The organism is Metabacillus malikii (genome assembly GCF_030813355.1).
GTDB lineage: Bacteria > Bacillota > Bacilli > Bacillales > Bacillaceae > Metabacillus > Metabacillus malikii.
In genome coordinates this window covers 96,410-116,998 of sequence record NZ_JAUSUD010000005.1, presented here as the reverse complement: position 1 = coordinate 116,998, position 20,589 = coordinate 96,410, and the positions used below count along the sequence as shown (strand labels likewise).

14 protein-coding genes and 1 riboswitch are annotated in these 20,589 nt (G+C 36.3%); of the genes, 4 read left to right on the top strand and 10 right to left on the bottom strand.

Annotation, left to right across the window (positions count from 1 at the left end; all coding sequences use genetic code 11):
• Positions 1-243 precede the first annotated feature (243 nt).
• Together J2S19_RS07355 and J2S19_RS07350 are read left to right on the top strand one after the other, a co-directional pair.
• Positions 244-762, top strand: a complete 519-nt coding sequence (locus tag J2S19_RS07355; protein ID WP_307339433.1) for a hypothetical protein — start codon at positions 244-246, stop codon at positions 760-762.
• Positions 759-1,253: a hypothetical protein gene (locus J2S19_RS07350; protein WP_307339430.1), complete on the top strand. Its 495-nt coding sequence runs from the start codon at positions 759-761 to the stop codon at positions 1,251-1,253. Before J2S19_RS07355 ends, J2S19_RS07350 begins: the two co-directional genes overlap by 4 nt.
• A 340-nt stretch (positions 1,254-1,593) precedes the next feature.
• Here J2S19_RS07350 and J2S19_RS07345 read toward each other — a convergent pair whose 3' ends face one another.
• A complete protein-coding gene (locus J2S19_RS07345; RefSeq protein ID WP_307339427.1) occupies positions 1,594-3,510 on the bottom strand; it encodes a sensor histidine kinase in 1,917 nt (638 codons plus the stop codon).
• Positions 3,511-3,660: 150 nt separating this feature from the next.
• Between J2S19_RS07345 and J2S19_RS07340 the strand changes: the two genes are divergently transcribed.
• On the top strand, positions 3,661-4,230 hold the full coding sequence (locus tag J2S19_RS07340) for a uracil-DNA glycosylase (RefSeq protein ID WP_307339422.1): 570 nt from the start codon (positions 3,661-3,663) through the stop codon (positions 4,228-4,230).
• A 135-nt stretch (positions 4,231-4,365) separates the two neighbouring features.
• Positions 4,366-4,448, top strand: a riboswitch (cyclic di-GMP riboswitch).
• 28 nt (positions 4,449-4,476) lie between these two features.
• Positions 4,477-4,602 (top strand): anti-repressor SinI family protein, encoded by a 126-nt coding sequence (locus tag J2S19_RS07335; protein ID WP_307339419.1) that lies wholly within the window; start codon positions 4,477-4,479, stop codon positions 4,600-4,602.
• Between the two features lie 191 nt (positions 4,603-4,793).
• Here the strand turns inward: J2S19_RS07335 and J2S19_RS07330 are convergent, their stop codons facing one another.
• The 9 genes from J2S19_RS07330 to J2S19_RS07290 all read right to left on the bottom strand — a co-directional run bounded on the left by J2S19_RS07330 (position 4,794) and on the right by J2S19_RS07290 (position 20,583).
• Positions 4,794-5,846 (bottom strand): iron-containing alcohol dehydrogenase family protein, encoded by a 1,053-nt coding sequence (locus tag J2S19_RS07330; protein WP_307339416.1) that lies wholly within the window; start codon positions 5,844-5,846, stop codon positions 4,794-4,796.
• A 119-nt stretch (positions 5,847-5,965) separates the two neighbouring features.
• Positions 5,966-6,568, bottom strand: coding sequence for a P-II family nitrogen regulator (locus tag J2S19_RS07325; protein WP_307339413.1), 603 nt, complete (start codon positions 6,566-6,568; stop codon positions 5,966-5,968).
• Positions 6,569-6,626: 58 nt separating this feature from the next.
• On the bottom strand, positions 6,627-8,126 hold the full coding sequence (locus J2S19_RS07320) for a DUF1538 domain-containing protein (protein ID WP_307339410.1): 1,500 nt from the start codon (positions 8,124-8,126) through the stop codon (positions 6,627-6,629).
• A gap of 1,878 nt (positions 8,127-10,004) precedes the next feature.
• Positions 10,005-12,233, bottom strand: a complete 2,229-nt coding sequence (locus tag J2S19_RS07315; RefSeq protein ID WP_307339405.1) for an alpha-galactosidase — start codon at positions 12,231-12,233, stop codon at positions 10,005-10,007.
• Positions 12,234-12,327: 94 nt separating this feature from the next.
• A complete protein-coding gene (gene lacZ / locus J2S19_RS07310; protein ID WP_307339401.1) occupies positions 12,328-15,354 on the bottom strand; it encodes a beta-galactosidase, LacZ type in 3,027 nt (1,008 codons plus the stop codon).
• Positions 15,355-15,511: 157 nt separating this feature from the next.
• Complete coding sequence (locus tag J2S19_RS07305) at positions 15,512-16,330, bottom strand: carbohydrate ABC transporter permease (RefSeq protein WP_370875091.1); 819 nt, start codon at positions 16,328-16,330, stop codon at positions 15,512-15,514.
• The gene (locus J2S19_RS07300) at positions 16,323-17,210 is read right to left on the bottom strand and encodes a carbohydrate ABC transporter permease (protein ID WP_307339619.1); all 888 of its coding nucleotides are present in this window, start codon (positions 17,208-17,210) and stop codon (positions 16,323-16,325) included. Before J2S19_RS07300 ends, J2S19_RS07305 begins: the two co-directional genes overlap by 8 nt.
• A gap of 160 nt (positions 17,211-17,370) precedes the next feature.
• Positions 17,371-18,663 carry an ABC transporter substrate-binding protein gene (locus J2S19_RS07295; RefSeq protein WP_307339398.1) on the bottom strand — a complete coding sequence of 431 codons (1,293 nt, stop codon included), beginning with the start codon at positions 18,661-18,663 and terminating at the stop codon, positions 17,371-17,373.
• Positions 18,664-18,834: 171 nt separating this feature from the next.
• The gene (locus J2S19_RS07290) at positions 18,835-20,583 is read right to left on the bottom strand and encodes a sensor histidine kinase (protein ID WP_307339395.1); all 1,749 of its coding nucleotides are present in this window, start codon (positions 20,581-20,583) and stop codon (positions 18,835-18,837) included.
• Positions 20,584-20,589 lie beyond the last annotated feature (6 nt).

Below are 20,589 nucleotides of genomic sequence, written 5' to 3'. Positions count from 1 at the left end.
AAATAGTTAACGTCTTTTGATTTGTTATTTTTCAAGAGTTTATTCCTTAAAAGAAATCCATATATAAGTTCTCGTCCAGCCGTAACTAGTCATGCCACACACAGCCCCGAGTACTCCCCCATCCAATCACACATTTCCTTAACGGACAGTCTATTCTTATGACAATATATATGACAACTGTAACTAACATAAATGACATTGAAAAAGCTATGATTGTTGTAACAGAACAGGAAGAGGGGTATCGTGATGCAAGTAATACGTTGTGACCATGACGAAGAAAAGGAAAGAATGATTGATTTCATACTAGCACATCGCAAGGAGATTAACCCAGCATATGATGTGCGTACTGTTTTTTTCTCACTCGGCACACAACTTCTATATGGTGATACATTGCTTGTGCTTAACAACGAGAATGAACTCATTGGCTTTGTTGGCTATTTATTTGGGACTCCTGAAAATCAGTTTCAAGACCCGGAAACGGTACGGATTGAAATGGTTTATTTAAAGAATAATTACCGTTGCACACGCCATTTCATAGCTTGTTTTCGTAAGTTACTTACCCATATTGAAGAGGCTAATTTAGATACAATTAAAATTCAATTTTATGTGAACAAAGAAAACGACTACCTCTGTAAGCTGTCATCAAAATTTGCGATTGTGGAGAGTACAACTTTATCTAACTTTGGTGAAGAACTGTTGTATTCAACTTCATTAACTGAAGTAAAAACATATCTTGAAAACATTGCAGGTGTAACCGTATGACTTTAAAAATTATTGAATGTAAAAGTGATGCAAATTATGAAAAGTACGCCACTTTCTTTTTGAAATACAGAAAGGATATATATCCATTAGAAGATGTTCAAACTATCGTGACCCTCATGTGCGATATCTATTTACGTTCACACATCTTCCTTTTGTTTGATAAGCAGATGAATACTGTCGGGTCTGTCACATACTCTTTTGAACATGACCAAAATGAAATGATTATTGAGCAAGCCTTACTACACCCGGACTATCGCGGGACAATGACTTTTATCAGATGTATGAGGGAAATTATTGATAAAGCAATTAAATCAATGCCAACTATTCAAACCATTACCTTTCATGCAGAAGTTAATAATCCCTACATCAATCGCATGTACTCAAAATTCGCAAAAAAAGGACCTACCATTGATGTATTTGGTGTGAAAAGAAATCTTTACACACTTGATAAGAATCAGTTCAAGCAACTACAAGCTAAATACGCTATTTAAGGAGGTGATACTATGGCAGCACCTAGTGGAGGTAATTCAATCTTTTTTCTCTCTAAAAAAATAACTCCTATATGGACACAACAAATCATTCGTTTAAGTGGAGAAGCAAAATAAGTGGAAGTAAAAAGTATGTTGAGATAACTGAAAAAGGGAGGTGAAGAGTATGGTTGTAGCTCCAGTAGGCAGGGGGAATGGGTCTAGATTCCTGTTTAAAAGGAGTGAAACACCTTTATGGACGAATCAACTTATCCGTATTAGTGTTCCTGCTAAGTAATTTCTACCCTATGAGAGTGAACCACGATTATATAATTGTGAATTCACTCTCTTATTCATTTTATCGTTATCCTTCAACAATTGGGAAACGAATATCTAATATGAAATTCCACTCGTTATCGTGAAGGATTTGCACCTTTCCTTGCAAACTTTCTACTCTCTTTTGCATCGTCGCTAGGCCAAAGCCAAAATCTTGCTGCTCATAAGACGTTCCATTATTTTTTAATTGAAACGTCATCATACCGTTCTCTCGCTCCAAACTAAAGTAAAACCTTCGTGCCCCACCATGCTTAATACCATTCGTAATTCCTTCTTTCAAAGCCATATAAATGACATTTTTTTGAATCATCGAAAGAGATGGCAATCTTTTAATTGAACTATTAATCTGAACGCCTGCGTAATTTTTTGATTCCTCTATCGTATGTTGTAATGCTTGCTGCAAATCATAATTCCACTCAGATTCCTTTAAAAGTCGGACAGAGATACGAATTTCATCTAGTCCTTTTCGAATTAACTTTTGTGAGGTCTCCATTCGTTCAATCGCTTGTTCTGGTTTCTTAATAATCAGGCGTTTCCCTGCTTCAATTTGGACGATTGTTGTCGTTAACGTGTGTCCGACAATATCATGAATTTCTTGGGCAATTCGGTTTCTCTCCTCTAGAGCTGATATCTCAACAGCTGCTGCCATTCTTTCTTGTATACTTTCTTCCAATTGACGATTTGCTTCTTTTAACTCTCCTGTCCTTTCAGCTACCCGCTGTTCTAAGTGGATATTATGCTCTTCTAGCTTTTTAGACAACTGTTGCAAGTTATCAGCATATTCTTTTACTTGTCTATCAGCTTCCCGGTATCGATTAATTATAATAAATGCTCCAGGCAAAACAATCGAAAAGGGCCTTATCATTTTTATAAAATGAACAAGCTTTGTCAATTCACCAGTAACAGATAAATTAAGGGATATTTCCAAAAGAATAAACACTATTAAACCTGATAGAAAGATGATTAACTCTATGTTCTTCTGTCTTTTCAATGAACAGATAGAAACGAATAAAGCTAGAATGATATTAATTAAAATAAAAATACTTAGTGTTGGAAATAGGACGTTAACAAACTGATTATAAAAGTATGTCACTATGATTCCTATAAAACCTACTGCTAAATATCCAAAAATAAACGACTTCACTAAAGTGCGATAACGCTCTTCAATTATCTCGCGCAAAAGCAATAGTAATAGTGCTATCGAAAGTACTTGTCCTGTTACAGTTATATAAAACTGAGTCGTTTTAGAGATTTGGAAAAATAGTTGACTAGTATGGGTATATGTAAAAAGAGGCCAAACTGAAAAATGAATGATAATAAAGAAAGCATAATAAATTAATATCCGAAACTTCGGATTATATAAATATAGCAGCAAAGTCAGCAACCCAATGACAAAAAAGCCAATGATGCTAATAAGGTCAATCATATCGGTTTTTAGTAGATAACCGATTATTTGCGATTCTGTACCTGCTATATAATGCTCTGGGATACTCCCCTTCATTCGTATATAAACGTCTTCTGAAGCGTCTGTTAATGTGACGATATGCCAACGTGAGACTTTGGTTATCGGGTCTTTTTCATTCACATCTTCTACATGATGAATAAGTTTATTACTTTGATAAACTTCAAAGTAGGATGGGCTTGGATATACTAATAGCCGCAATTGGTCTTGATGCTGTATATCCAAGTGAGTAATCGGTATATGTATCCAGAAGGTTCCGTCTTGCTCTTTTAGCAGATTACTTTTATCGAACGGTGCCCACTTTAATTTATTCGGGTCATTTAGGTTGTCAAAACTAACCGAGATATCTGAGTGTGAAATGTCCGTATATCCTTCAATATCCACATGTTCACTTGCATCTACAGTAGTTACCTTCAAACTACCTATAATAAAAATGGTGAAACAGACAAAGACTATTCGAAATACATTCATTCTTATCTTCATAGAAACTCCAGCTCCGTTCGTGATAATCAATTGATAGATAAAAAAATTATACATGAAGAGTTGTCAATACATATAGTTACGGTTGTCATATGACAACCGACCTTTTCAAATCAACTTTACTTATTTGTATTAAGATGAAGGAGGTAAGACATGACAGAATTTTGCCCAACGATATGGCCAGAAGAGCAAACTCCAGATCAGCTTAAGCATTGTCGTGATTGTGGACTTTATCAACATGGAACAAGAATGGTATGGGGTGAAGGAAACCCAATGGCCCCTATACTTATCGTATTAGATAATCCAGGAGCTCGTGAGGATAGAGAAAATAAGCCGTATATTTGTGGTACTCGTCACACACTACAACGGGCTCTTAATGAGGTTGGTTTAACAGCTAATGATATCTATGTAACATATATTTTAAAGAGAAGACCGACAAAAGCATATGATAAAAATCGAACAAGAGAGATTTGCAGGAACCATCTTATCGAGCAGCTCAATGAGAAAACCCCCCAACTAATCGTCTGTCTTGGCAACGTTGCTGTACAATCGTTCTTCCAAAACTCAGAAGTTGATGTAAAATCTTTGCGTGGATCATTCCATACAATTCATGGCTATGAAACAACTGTAGCATATCATCCGCTCGCAGTTCGAAGACGACCAAATCTCTGGCATTATTTTATAGATGATTGGAAGTTAATTGCAGAGAGGTATTTCAAATAATTCATATCTAGGAACTTGTAATCACAATAGTTTCCAAATTTATGGATTTAAGGATGAAATTGTATGGAACAAATTAGTTTACCAGCACACCATTTTATAGTACTATAGCACTAGGTGATAACATGTTCTTCACCCGATAGAAAAAGGCAAACCTTTTGAAAAATTGGGACGCAAAGTTACAGGTCTAAGGTAATTACTAAGACGGCTGTGCTACCTAAAATATCTAAATATTTTAGGAGGTTACATATGTTGGAATCCTTATTAGTCGAGCGCATAGATATAGAATGGGCAGAGTTAATACTCGATGCATTAGAAATAGGATTATCACCTGATGACATTAGAGCATTTTTTAATCAATATAGACCTGAATAAGGTCTTTTTTTTTGGCTGTTTTCGTAAACATTGTTGCTTTTTCGGGTATCTTAAGAAATCTTACTGAGGTTTGTTAGAAGTGAAAGGTTTAGCTCCCCCATTAACATATATATTAACTATAAGATAGTAGAAAGCTTACAGCTGCAGAATATAGGTCTTTTACACTATATTTATACCTAACATACCTTATGTTATTCCTTAAATATTTCATTCATCATTTCATCTTCCTCTAGAAATCTTATTGCTTTCTGACGATAAACAGCATCATGAAGATAAGTATAACGATTCGGTTTAATCATATGGGCGTTTTCAATCGCATATCGATATTCAGTTTTTTTCATATCCAATTGTTTTACATAGTCAAAAAAGCCAGTTCTCGAAAAGACCTTTGTAACCCTTTCAGCACGGTGGTTTTGCACATTAGCCATTATATAAGTCGCCACTCCAACTTGTATTCCATGCATCTGCGGTTGTTGAGATATTTTATCGAGCATATGTGAAATTAGATGCTCTGAACCACTTATCGGTGAGCTATTCCCACTAATCACAGTTGATATGCCGCCTAGTGTAAGTGAACTTACTAATTCTTTGAGAAAAATCGGTGCCTTAATATCAGTCATTGGTGTACGAATAAAACTATTAACAGCTTTTTTGCTTAACATATAAGCAAAATGATTCATGCTAATTCCTTGTTTTTCCTCCTCAAATTCCCAATCAACTAATGCTGTAATATTCGACATTAAATCTCCGATACCAGCAAGAATAAACCGGTTTGGCGCTTGTTGAACAATGTCTAAATCGACAACGATACCAAACGGTACCCGTGCAGGAACTGTTGTTTTCTTATGATTGACGATAAGAGAGCAATTGCTGCTAGCAAATCCATCATTAGAAGCCGAAGTAGGGATGCTTAAAAAAGGGATATTGCGTACGAATGCAATGTACTTTCCGTAATCAATAACCATTCCCCCACCAATTGTCATCACAACTTCATACTGTTCAAATTCAAATGCTTTTTTTATCAATTCTTGAATCTCTATGTTATTTGGCATTAATACATCAGTAACCGTAACTGACTGTATAGACCGGAGCACACCTACTCTAAAGTTTTCATATGTGAACTCATCAAATAATAAAAGTGCTTTATTAAAGCCATGTTGAATTAAGATTTTCTCAAGGTTAAAAAGCGCGCCGTTATTGATTTCTAGAATAGTAGGGATTTGTATATTTGTAATCGGTAACATTTGACTAGAAGCACTCCTTAGTATTTTCTCTACTTGAATATCGATGATGAAGCGCGGGGACGGTTCTTTCGCTTCCTTTTCATAAGAAAAGGAAGCAGGAGAACCGTCCCTCTGCTTCCCTATTTCTCATATAAGCCATATGTTTTTGTGACATCTTGTATATAGATAATTCCGTTTCCTGGTTCGTCTATTTTTAACTTGGTTCTTATTGATGAGACGATTGCATCTGTTTTTTGTTTATCAGATAAGATAATCACAATTTCCTTTTCAGGTTCAATAGCCATATTAAATACCTTACTTGTTTCATGGATACCTGAACCTCTTGCATTAACAATCGTTCCACCCTTAGACCCTGCTTCAACAGCAGCATCAATTACATCTTCTGCATTTCCCTTTTCAACAATTACTGTAATGGAATGATACATACTTTCATCTGCACCCTTTCCTTCTATTATTTCTTCGTTCTCCACTTTACAACTTCTTGCCCCTAACACACGACCGACAGATATAGTAAATGCTATTCCATGATTTGGCTTGGTGAATTTATATTTTTTATCTAACTGCTCTAGCACTTCGAATGCTGTTTTTTTATTCGCTACCATTAGAACAATTTCTTTTCGTATATTCGTTAAGGAGAAAAACTCCAGGAGGCTGTTTTTTATAGTCCCTTTACCTAAAAGAACGGTGCCTCCTGAAATACCGAACTTTTTAGCTGTTTGCATAACTTTGCTCCCGATCCCAAAGTTAACAATGATACAAACCAATTCAAATTCGGACACTTCATTGTGGTTGGACATCTTTTTCAATACCTCCCTTTTTAGACTTCAATTTAAAAATCAACCCTAAAATTTGTAAAGATATAATCGGCGTCATTGCTACCATCGCAATCATTCCAAATCCGTCTTTTAATACATCAGCACCTTCTATCGCTTCTGCAGCACCTTGCACAAATGCTAATATAAATGTGGCAGTCATCGGTCCTGATGCAACACCACCAGAATCAAAGCCAATTCCAACAAACAATTTTGGGACAATGAAGGACATTATTAGTGCAATGATATAACCTGGTAGTAAATAATGCCATAATTGAAGATCCGGTACAAGTATTCTTATGATTGACAATGCAATTGCCAAGCCGACTCCAATACAAAGTGTAGCTAAAACTGCTTTCCTTTTAACATAACCACTCGTAACATCTTCGATTTGGTGTGTGAGAACATGTACAGCCGGTTCCGCCAATATTGTTACGAGACCAAGAACAAACGCTATGATAATAACATATGCTTTATTGTCTAATGAGGCAATACTATGTCCAATTGCACTACCCACATCCATAAACCCAGCATTTACACCAACTAAAAATAATACAAGTCCAACAAATGTAAAGAGAATGCCCATTAAGATTTTTCTTACAACTTTTTTTGACATTTTAAACGAAATGATTTGAAAGACAAGAAAGATAATGACGATTGGAAGAAGTGCTATGATTATTTCCTTAGCTAAAAACGGGAGATGGTGTAGAAACGGACTTATAATAGCTGTTGAATCTGTATGCATCGTTTCAAGGCTCCCTGTAATTTCATCGGTTTTAGAGATGATGTTCATAATCATTACTGTAATGATTGCACCCGTCGAAGCAATGGCAACTAAACCGAAACTATCTTTTTCGGATGCCTTGCTGTCCTTTTTTATGGCCGATACCCCTAGCGCTAAAGCTAATATAAATGGGACAGTTAAAGCTCCGGTTGTCGCTCCTGAGGCATCAAATGAGATTGCTAAAAATTCTGGAGAAGTAAAAACTGCTAGTACAAAAATGACCAGGTATAGGGTAAATAGCATTTTATACAATGGGATATTATAAACAATCCGGGCCAGACCTACAGCGATTAACAGACCAATCCCGGTAGATACAACTATGACAAGACTTCCCTTAGAGATTAAACCAGAAGTAACATTCTCAACTTGTCCGGCAAGGATATGTAAATCTGGTTCTGCAATCGAGATAAAAAAACCAAGACCTAATCCAACCAAAATAACGAGCAAAATCTTATTTGACTTAGCTAGCATCCCTCCCATCGCTTGTCCAATCGGAGTAATCCCAATATCCACCCCAAATAAAAAAATCGTTAACCCTATAATAATGAGAATTGCACCAATAATGAACCGTATTAACAATGATGAGTCAAGCGGGGCCAATGTGAAATTTAATACAAATACTAACCCTGTAATAGGGAGTACGGCGAATAACACTTCTTTTAATTTCTCAACTAATACATGCAATGTTCTTCATTCCTTTCTATAACTTTATGAATATGTGATTGGTCTTTAACACCACCTTACTTAAGTTGCAAGTGTTATTAGATAATTCGAATTTAAAAGATTATGTTTTTTACTAACGTATAAAGGATTGGTTGGCGTGGAAATTAACGTGTAATGCTAATGCAGTAGTAAACAACAATGTTTACGATAACCAGTCCTTTCATTTTAATCTATGAATAAATCATTAATAATATTAAACAAAACGATAGCTGGATGGACTTCAAGGCGGAGAATTTAATTACCCTCGTTTGAAAACGTATACATTTCAATAAAAAAATCTGTCACATATGGGCACACGTATCCCATGCGACAGACTCCACCTTATATCAAACATTTTGACTATTAAGTTCCCATAAAAGATATATCTATAATATTATAACATATTTATTCTTATAGTATCATTTTTAAATAGCTGATAATTATATGAAATGTCATACATCCCTTACTAGTAGGTCAATACCATAGTGTTTCAAATATTGACTAAAAGAGTGTTCAAAGAAAGTATAATCTACTCATCAGCAAGTTATTCATTATAAGTAGTTCATAATTTACTGATAACAAGAACAAAAGCTCAGGGCGCCTGTTCAGCCTAGTGAAAATAAGACGCTAATGATAAAAGACGTTCTTAGTCTATAAATGAAAAGATAAGCATGTACATTTTCGACTATATAAGAAAATAGCAGCGCTCTAATTAACCATAGAACTAGATAAATCAACACAACGGTAAAATTGCAGCATTCTAATTGCCCGTAGAGGTAGAGAAAACGTGAACACGGTAAAATAACAGCACTCTAATTACCCATAGAACTAGAAAAACCACACAACGGTAAATTAGCAGCATTCTAATTAACCGTAGAACTCGATAAATCAACACAACGGTAAATTAACAGCACTCTAATTACCCGTAGAGATAGAGAAAACGTGAACACGGTAAAATAACAGCACTCTAATTACCCATAGAACTAGAAAAACCACACAACGGTAAATTAGCAGCATTCTAATTGCCCGTAGAGGTAGAGAGAACGTGAACACGGTAAATTAACAGTAGTCTAATTACCCATAGAACTAGAAAAACCACACAACGGTAAATTAGCAGCATTCTAATTAACCGTAGAACTCGATAAATCAACACAACGGTAAATTAGCAGCATTCTAATTAACCGTAGTAATAGATAAATCAACACAACGGTAAATTAGCAGCATTCTAATTAACCGTAGTAATAGATAAATCAACACAACGGTAAATTAGCAGCATTCTAATTAACCGTAGTAATAGATAAATCAACACAACGGTAAATTAGCAGCACTCTAATTACCCGTAGAACTAGAAAAACCACACAACGGTAAATTAACAGCATTCTAATTAACCGTAGTAATAGATAAATCAACACAACGGTAAATTAGCAGCACTCTAATTAACCGTAGTAATAGATAAATCAACACAACGGTAAATTAGCAGCGCTCTAATTAACCGTAGAACTAGATAAATCAACACAACGGTAAAATTGCAGCATTCTAATTGCCCGTAGAGGTAGAGAAAACGTGAACACGGTAAAATAACAGCACTCTAATTACCCATAGAACTAGAAAAACCACACAACGGTAAATTAACAGCATTCTAATTAACCGTAGAAATAGATAAATCAACACAACGGTATATTAGCAGCACTCTAATTGCCCGTAGAGGTAGAGAAAACGTGAAATCGGTAAAATAACAGCACTCTAATTACCCGATGTCAAAGTGCATATCCACAGTAGAAGAATTTTATAATATCCTGGATTAGACTATAAAAAGAGCAGTTCATTGAAGCAACCGCTCTTTTTAGTAAGAAAAAAACATTAATTCTCTATGCTTTTCAGGTAAAACACATGAGATTGGAAGTCTCCTCTTCGCTTTGAAGAAGAATGATTTACACCATTAAACTCTGTAGGCAATTGCAAACCGACCTGCATTAGTTCATCTCCATAATATGTTCGTCCCTCAATCTCATACAATCTATCTTCTGCCAATCCGCTTAATGTTAATGTTTGCTGTTTCCTGCTATTTGGTGTTGCCAGAACTTTATAGTAGCCTACTAATGCCTCTGTTTGGTCTCGGCTAACTACAATCCAAGCAGTTTCATTATTAGAGAAAGGACTTAATAGACGAATAAAGTCACCTTCGCGTATCAATTGTCGGAACTTCTTATAGAATACCACCTGTTCCTTAACCATTATCCGCTCTTCTTCTGATAAGGTTAATGGGTCAAGTTCATAACCAAAAGTTCCAAAATATGCGGTATTTGCTCTAGTCTCAAGTGGCGTTTCCCTATATGTTTGATGATTTGGAACGGCAGATACATGTGAACCCATACTATATAGTGGATACGCATAAGAAGTGCCATATTGAATCTTTAACCTTTCAACTGCATCCGTATTATCACTTGTCCACGTTTGTGGTGCATAATATAACAAACCAGGGTCAAAACGACCGCCACCACCTGCACAAGATTCAAACAGGACATGAGGGAATTCCTTTGTTAATCGTTCATAAAGAGAATATACTCCTAAAATATAACGATGAAAAAACTCCCCCTGATTCTTTGCCGAAAGATTCTCTGAAAACGGCTCAGTAATATAACGATTCATATCCCATTTAATATACGAAAGATTTGTTTGTTTAATAATACTGGACATCTTGTCATACAAATAATCCACAATATCCGCTCTTGAAAAGTCAAGTACGAGCTGATTTCTTCCTAACGTTCGATGCTGGTCTGAAAAGCCAACAGCCCAGTCCGGGTGATTTCGATATAGCTCACTATTCGGGCTAATCATCTCTGGTTCAAACCATAGACCAAATTTCATTCCCGTCTTTGAAATCCTTTTAGCTAAGCTTTCCAATCCATTCGGGAGCTTGTTTAAGTCAACATCCCAATCTCCTAGTGATGACGTATCATCATTTCTCTTTCCAAACCAACCGTCATCAAGGACGAGCATTTCAATACCTAGTTCATTGGCAGAAGCAGCAATATTAACGAGTTTTTCCTCATTAAAATTAAAATAAGTAGCTTCCCAATTATTAATTAAGATTGGGCGATCTGCATCTCGCCACTGTTTTGGGATTAAATTATCCCGGTAAAGCCGATGGAAGGCTTGACTCATCCCATTTAACCCTTTATCAGAATAAACCATAACGACTTCAGGTGTTTGAAAAGACTCCTCAGCTTTAAGGTACCACTTAAATCCAAATGGATGAATCCCTGCCATTAATCTTGCCACATCATAGTGGTCTACTTCTACCTGCATCATAAAATTACTGCTATATACAAGGTTAAATCCATATACCTCACCAGTATGCTCAGTCGCATAAGGTCTTCTTAATGCCATGAACGGATTATGCTGATGTGAACTTGCACCACGCAAACTAGATATTGATTGAATTCCCATTTCAAGATTGCGTTCCTTAATATAGCGTTCACGTGCCCATGCGCCTCCAAGATGGGTTAAGATGAATTCTTTATCTTGGAAGTCGAGGGCAGCACTCATGATACGGTCAATCACTAGTTCTTCACTGCCAGTATTTTTCAAGGAAGCACTTCTTGTAATAGCTGGTTTGTCACGAAATATTGTATAGGATAACTGTAATTCAGCTTTAAGATATTCATCCTTTAAATTGATTTGGAGTGTAGTTGCATCCTCTTGGTCATTAGAATAAGTACTAGGTAACCCTTTCAACAGTGGTTTTCCTTCTATTATTTTATAAGAATCATAAATGAATTTTGGAACATGTGCACTGTTTTCTCTTCCAACACTAATCGCAGGTTCTCTAAAATCTGAGTTTCCATAAGTCGGATATTCCTGTCTTAATGTTTCTAAATTGAATGCCGGGTCATCCTCATATATATGGCAACTAGCTGCAGTCGGTATATCATAAGCTTGTAAATGAGAAAAGTCTGCTCTGTTACGTAGCGCCTTTCCAAAGTATAGATGTCCTAGCTGACCATTTTTCATCACATGAAAAATGTAGCTAATTTTACCGTTCGTTAAGTTAAATTGCAATTTTTCAGAATCCATATATATTAACATCAAACTTCACCCTTACTAAAAATTATCTATGAAGATGACCTAAAACCAAAGTGCCTGACCCCATAGGCAAACACTTAGAGTCATCTTCAAACTCCTATACTCTTTGTATCAAACATTCAAATTCTATATTTTGGTCCGCTTTAATGAGGTGTTCCTCGTGAACGGGTGCACCCCAACTATCATCACCACCGACTCCCATCTGTTTGCCCGCAATCGTAACGACTGTATAGTGGACATTTGGAAGTTCATAAATATGCTGGGCATTTTCAAGCTCAAAGGCAGTGTATGGACTAAAGTTACATTCTAACTTTTCTGTCACTGCTGAAATTTTCATTCCGTATCCATCTTGATTCGTTACACTGACGCGTCGGACTCCAGTTCGATTACCAGACTCCTGTGGCATAACATATTCTGATAGATTATCTGCTACATGATTTTTAAACGTTGTTAATTTTGCCCCCATTGCACGGTCTGAATAATTTTCTTCTGGGCCTAGCGCATACCAATCAAGTTGATTATATTCAGCAGGTACCTTGAAAGATAGTGCAAAAATCGGCATATTCGGTAAATTCTTAGTACCAAAATATGAAGACTTCACGTGGACACTGCCATCAGGGTTAACTGTGTATGTCGTCTTAACCTCAATATCATCGTTAATTGAGAATTTATATGTGAACGTAATGCTAACTCTATCTATTTCCTCTTCAAGTTCTATATTTACACACTTCCTTGCCAAACTTGCTGCATACCATTGACCAGAATCAAACCCTTGAGAGTAACCACGATCATTATCAGTTGTTGCTCTCCAGAACAATGGCGCCGGTGGCGTTGAAATCATTTCTCTTCCTGCGTAGTTTAAGGACACCAAGCTTCCTACTGACTTTGAGAACATAACGATGAAATCCTTGCCGTGTACACCAATATTAACGTCACCTTGAACAACACGTAAATGCCCACTACCTAAGGCGATTTCACTTGTCCCGACTTGAAACACATATTGACCGAAAGCTATTTCATATCCTGATTCTGCCCATATATTTCTATCCTTTAACTTTAGAGAAGTATGGATGCAGTACTCACCGCTTTTTTGTTTATAATCAGCCGGCAATATAAATTCAAACCTTCCTACACTCTGTGGTTCAACATCGGCAACTAGCGTATTTCTATACAGTTCATTTCCTTCATAAAACAATACATACTCAAGCTCATAATCAGCAGTATTCGTAAACAAGCTTTCATTATTGATTGTCACACCAGTTTGGTCAGGAATTAATTTAAAATCTTGATATAAAAATTTCACTTCCTGCATTTTTGGTGAAAGTTTACGGTTTGCATACACGATGCCATTTGTACAGAAGCCGTAGTCAGTTGGACGGTCACCAAAATCACCACCATACGCAAGATATTCGTTGCCGTAACGGTCCTTCTTATAAATCGATTGGTCAATATAATCCCAAATGAATCCACCCTGATACATTGGGTATTTTTGTTCTAATTCTGTGTATTTGTACATGCCGCCTAATGAATTGCCCATTGCGTGCATATACTCGCAACTGATGTAAGGTTTTTTAGGATTTTCATTTAAATATTTCTCGATATCGCTCGGTTTTGCATACATACGGCTTTCCATATCACTTGTATCATCATAATCACGATTATGGAATACACCCTCATAATGGACAAGTCTGCTTGGGTCAGCACGTTTAAAATATTTTGAAACATTTAAAATGACTTCACCAGCATAGGATTCATTTCCACATGACCATATTAATATCGATGGGTGGTTTTTATCGCGCTCTACCATTGAAATTGCCCTGTCCATGACAATTGGTTCCCATTCAAGTTTATTACCGGGAATATTCCAAGACGGCTCGACTTTCCCAAGCTTCTGCCAAGAACCATGTGTTTCTAAATTCATTTCATCTATAACGTATACACCATATTCATCACATAGCTCATACCAATAGCTCTGATTCGGATAATGAGAAGTTCGGACAGCATTGATATTATGACGCTTCAATGTTTGAATATCCCAAAGCATGTCTTCTTTTGTAATCGCACGACCGCGGCGAGGGTTGAATTCATGTCGATTAACACCTTTGAATACGATCCGCTCGCCATTAAGACACATTATGTTATCAATAAGCTCAAATCTTCTAAACCCTAACTTTTGGGGTACGACCTCCACGAGATTCCCAGAAGCGTTATATAATTTTACATACAATCTATATAAATATGGATTTTCTGCACTCCAAAGGGCAGGCTTGTCAACATGCATTTTAATCGACCACTTACTCTCGTTCTTTTCAGCATAAGCTATTTGGATGACATTTCCTTTGTCATCGACTAATTCAGCAGCAATTTTTGTAGGTTCATTTCCTTGCACCTTTAAATCTACAGTTAGCAACCCTTTCGTAAAAGTTGAATCTAATTCAGGACGAACATGAATATCATTCACGTGAATTTCAGGAACAGTATAGAGGTATACATCGCGGAAAATACCGGAGAACCTCCAAAAGTCTTGGTCTTCCAGCCAACTTCCAGAACTCCGTTGATAAACTTCAACAGCAAGTTTATTCTCTCCATCATTTAAGAAAGGAGTTAAATCAAATTCTGCAGGTGTAAAGGAGTCTTCACTATAACCAACAAATTCTCCATTTAACCATACGTAAAATGCCGATTCTACCCCTTGAAACGAAATGTAGACAGGTCTATTTTGCATATTCTCAGAAACATTGAAATACTTTACATAACTTCCAACAGGGTTATGGTCTGATGGTATTTCAGGTGGACGAATTTCGTAATGCCCATCCCACGGATACATCGTATTAACATATTGAGGCTGCCCATAGCCTTGGAGTTGAATATGACCGGGCACAGTAATATTTTCCCACCCAACACATGAATAGGCTGTTTCAAAAAAATTAGCAGGTCGCTGCTGTGGATTAACACTGTAGGCAAATTTCCATTCTCCATTTAAATATGTACGTAATTGCATTGGTACACCTTCGCGTGCCTCATCCATGGACGTGTAGTAATAATGATCAGAATGGGCCGGAAGACGACCTACAGCAAACACACTTATATCCGTAAGCCAGTTTAAGCCTGGTGACGTTTTCATATCTAGTACACTCCTTATCTACTTTTATTATGATTAATCCCCTTGTTGAAAATTATATATTATAGGTTTAATAAAATTGGAGGAGACCCAAACTGCTTTCACTAAAGCTAACTGGACCTCCTACAAAAGCATATGTCTTGTACTAACTTTCGATAACTTATTTTACAGATCCCATCATTCCAGCTACAAAATGCTTTTGCATAATGAAGAATATAATCGCTGCTGGCAATGTTGCAATGGCAATTGCAGTCATAATAACACCAAAGTCAGGTGAGTAGCTTGAGCCTAGTACTGATATCAGCAAAGGAATCGTTTGATTTTCTGGCGATTGCAGCACAACAAGGGGCCATAAGTAGCTGTTCCAACTTGCCATAAACGTAATAATCGCTGCTGCAGCATAGGTTGTTTTCATCGTTGGGATATAGATTCTAAAAAACACACCTAATTCTGTTAAACCATCTATTCTACCTGCTTCAAGGATGTCCTTTGGAAACATCTTCGTACTTTGACGAAAGAAAAAAATCAGGAAGGCTGTCGTAACAGTTGGTATAATAACTGCACCAATCGTATCGATTCCGATGAACGGCATCGTTTGTGAGACTGTTCCAAACATCCTGAATAAAGGAACCATTAGCGCTGCAAATGGAATCATCATTGAAAGCAACAGAAAGTTAAATAAGATGTCCTTTGCCCTACTTTTATATATTTCAAATCCATAGCCCGCCAAGGAAGCAATGAGCATCCCAAGTAAAGTTGTTATAATGGAAATTTTCGCTGAGTTTATTAGAGCCGGAACTAAGTCGACCGTATCTAATAAATTTTTTAAATTCTCTAAAAAGTGACTTCCTGGTAATAACCTGCCTTTTGTGACATCAACTGATTTATTCGTTGCACTAATGATCATCCATAAAAATGGAAAAATTGACACGATCGCTGCAATCGATAGAAATCCATAACCAAATACCTTTTTAAGCATTTTTATCACCTGCCACCCTGAACTGTATGATTGAGAAAATGACGATTAAAATAACAATTGCATACGAAACAGTTGCCGCATATCCAAAATCCGGAGTGTATTTAAATGACAAATTATAAATATATTGCGAGATTGTCATTGTTGCGTTTCCTGGTCCACCCACTGTAATATTCATTACTTCATCAAATAACTGCAGTGTACCAATTGTAGAAGTAATGGAAGTAAATAAAATAATTGGTTTTAGCATTGGTATCGTGATTTTGAAAAACGTTTGGATAGGTGAAGCACCATCAATTTTGGCTGCTTCGTAAATTGAATGGTCTATATTTTGCAATGACGAGAGATAAAAAATCATATTATATCCGGTCCAACGCCATGTTATCGCAATAATTATCGTAATTTTTGCCCAAAAAGGGTCTGTTAGCCATTGAATCGGCTCAGATATAAGTGAAATTTTCATTAACATAATGTTGACCAAGCCATCTTGACCAAATAAATATTTGAAAATAACGGAATAAGCCACGAGTGACGTTACACACGGCAAGAAAATCGCTGTGCGGAAAAATCCTTTAAACTTCAAAGCTTTATCATTTAATAAAACAGATATAAACAAAGCAAGAATAATCATAACTGGAACCTGGATGATTAAATAAATCACTGTATTCTTTACTGTTGTTAAAAATACTGGGTCTTTCAATAAACGAGCATAGTTTTCCAATCCAACAAATGATAAGTTCGTTCCTCTGCCGGACTGTAATGACATAATGAAAGCCTGAACCATCGGATAGAAGTAAAATACAAATATTAACAAAGCTGCCACAGTAACAAATGACCAGCCAATTATTGTATTTTTTAATCGGTAACTTCTACTTGATTTCATCGGTTGTACAGGTGGGTTCGCTTTTGCAGGTAGCACTTTCTTCAACTCCTTAACTAGTAATTTCTTTCTAGTTAGTCTTATAGAAAAGCCCCGTAATACTCTCATTAGTAATCACTTTACTTAAATAAAGATGACAGAGAGTATCCGAGGCTTCGCTCAACTACTTCACTTGTGTTTCTGCTTGTGTTTGAGCGTTTTTTAGAGCCTTATCAAGGTCTTTATCCTTAATATAATTTTGTGCTTCCACTGCAAGAATATCTTCAATTGCATACGTGTGTAAGCCGAAGTTCACCTGTGGAATTTCTTCTGTCCATTTCGCAAAATCAGCGATGATTTTTTGGCCACTAAAATATTCATCAGCAGCTTGGTATGCTTCACCTTCCGTTGCTGGTTTGTACGTACCGATTGCACCGATTTCTTTATTTATCGTTTGATAGAACTCTACGTTTGAACCAAATGTTTTTCCGAGAAATTCTGCAGCCTTTTCTTTACCTGGTACATCGAGGACATACCATGAGCTTCCACCTAAATTCGATGCATTAACCGAATCAGCTATCCCTGGTAGTTTAGGGAATGGTACCACTGCCCATTTACCTGATTGTGAAGCTTCTGCCTTAATCGATGGCGTTATCCAGTTACCAGTAGGTACTGTAGCAACCTCACCGCTGTTAAAGCCTGCTAAAAATTGACTCCAGTCAGATATTGGCTTCACTAAATCTGCATCTAAGATTTTCTTATACGTTTCAAACGCTACTTTAAGTGCTTCATTATTCGCAAGGTTTGGTGTGACACCATCTTCTTCTAAATACCAAGAACCAGCAGTTTGGATCATCATTCGAATTAACCCAAGATCATTAGGGTCTTGTGTTAACATATGCTTCCCTGTTGCTTCTTTCACTTTCTTTCCAATTTCAATGTACTGATCCCAATCAATATTTTGTAAATCTTCAACAGAGTATCCTGCTTGCTCTAAATAATCTGTTCTTACATATAATCCGGTTACTCCTGTATCAAACGGTAGGCCATAGTTCTTGTCATCTAAGCTGGTAGGAGCAATTTTATAATCGGCAAAATCCTCTGCTTTAAATGAATCAGTCAGTTCATGGAACATGTCTGGGTACGCTTGTAGGAAGCTTTGCGCACGATAATCTTCAATTAAAACGATATTCGGTAAACCTTTAGTAGTCCCTGAACTTAAGCTAGTATTTAACTTTTGAATAATATCATCTTGAGCATTTTCAATTATTTTTATCTTGAGGTCTGGATTTTCAGAAGCATACGTTTCTTTTGCTAGTTCCATTGCTTTAATGTTAAAATTCGGATCCCAAGCCCAAACTGTTATCTCGTTTGTATCCTTTGATTCACCAGAAGCATTTTCTGTTTTTTCCCCTGAAGAACAGGCTGTTGCAGTAATAACGAGTAGGCTTATTAACAGTGCAAGTAATTTCTTCATAACTTTCCCCCCAAATAATCTAAGTTTTGTAAGCGCTATTATTCTTACATTTCTAATGTTAGCACCAGCTAGGAGGTAACAGTTAGGAAGATATTTTCTACTTTTTGTACTTTTTTTAGATAATTGAATACGGTTACATTTAGCGATTTGTACTTTCTTTAGATTCTATGATTATTTTTGAATTGGGAGGGTAATTTGCACCTTTGTCCCATCTCCAACCTCACTAGACATTGTCACGCCGTATCCTTCTCCGTAAATTAGCTGAATACGTTCATGTACATTCTGAACCCCTATTCCAGAAAAGTGCTGATTTTTCCGACTTGTGGTTGGGAGCTCATTACTACTAGCTATATCCATCCCATCCCCATTGTCAACAACCTCACAAATCAACATATTCCCCTCATGCCAAACGAGGACATTGATATACCCTTCCTGCTTTTGTATAAACCCGTGGAAAAATGAATTTTCCATGAAAGGTTGGAGAATCAATTTTGGTATTTGCACTTGTTCACAATCTGGTGAAACGAAATAGTTCACTTTGATACGATTTCCATAGCGCATCTGATTAATGAGAACATAATTCTTTAAATTCTCTACCTCCTGCTTTACTGAAATCGTTTCACTGACATTTCCTATTGTATTTTGCAACAAAGAAATGAAGGCATTAATTGTTGCCTCAGTTTCTTCTTTGTCACCTTGTTGAACCATAAACTTAATAGAAGTTAGCGTGTTGTATAAGAAATGCGGATTTATTTGCTGTTGCAATGCAGCTAATTCCGCATTTCGTTGCTGCTTTTGTGAAACAACTAACTGATTAACATATTCATGTAGTTCATCTAGCATCGAATTAAAAGCATGGCCAATCTGTCTTGTTTCATATGTTCCTAGTACTTCCACATAATGACCAAACTCATGCTTCGATGTATTCTCAATTTGTTTCACTAGCTTTGATAATGAATTAGTTATTCTTCTCGAAGCCAAAAACACAATCATTAAAGCAACCAACACAACCCCCATTGAAATGAGCAGAATTTCTTCTTTATCTATCAAACTGCCAAATGCTGATTCCTTATCAATGATATTAATCATGTACATATCAAAAGAGGGGAGGTATTCGGTCAAAATGATTTGTTCTTTCCCTAAAAAGTCACCAATTATATACTCTTCCGGATTATCATGTATCTCTTTCGTGTAACTAAGGAGCTCGTCCGAATACTTTCCAATAAATTTGGACTGGTCGCTTGACATAATGATTCCAGACTGGCTTAGTAAGAAGACATGATTACCAGGACTCGTATAGTTTGAATAAAACTTTCTAAATTCCTTTTCATCAATAGCAAAATACATCGTACCGTAGAGATTACCTGTTGTCCGTTCCATTAATGCCTTTGTTGTCACGATAAAATTACTTTGTTTTTGTTTATTATATTGATACAACAATTTTTTTGGCTGGTTCATCGCATTATGGGTAATGTTCCCTTTCTTTAACTCCCGATCCGATATTGGCCAATACATTCTGTCAGTTGCATACAAAACTCCATTCATCCCTGTAACGATAACTTCTGTGTCGTATGTATCGATACTAGACTTAATTCGTTTCATCTGCTGTCCTAATGTAAAATAATCGTTAAATCGCTCGATATTGGTGCCGTCTCTCGTTAAAATTTCCTTAGTCGTACCGCTTTGCAATAAATTATTAGATGCAATCACAACTGAGTAATGATAAGCTTCAAAGCTTTCTTGAACCTGGTCCATTACTTTAGCGTTCGTAATACTAAAGTTCTCAAAAAAGAATTCCTCTGACATCCGAATTGTTGTCCAAGTAATTATCACTGAAACTGAAATTATGATAATGACACTAACCAAAAACATTGTGATGAACAGGTTATTATGTTTAAAACGTTCAGGAATTAATTTCATATGAAT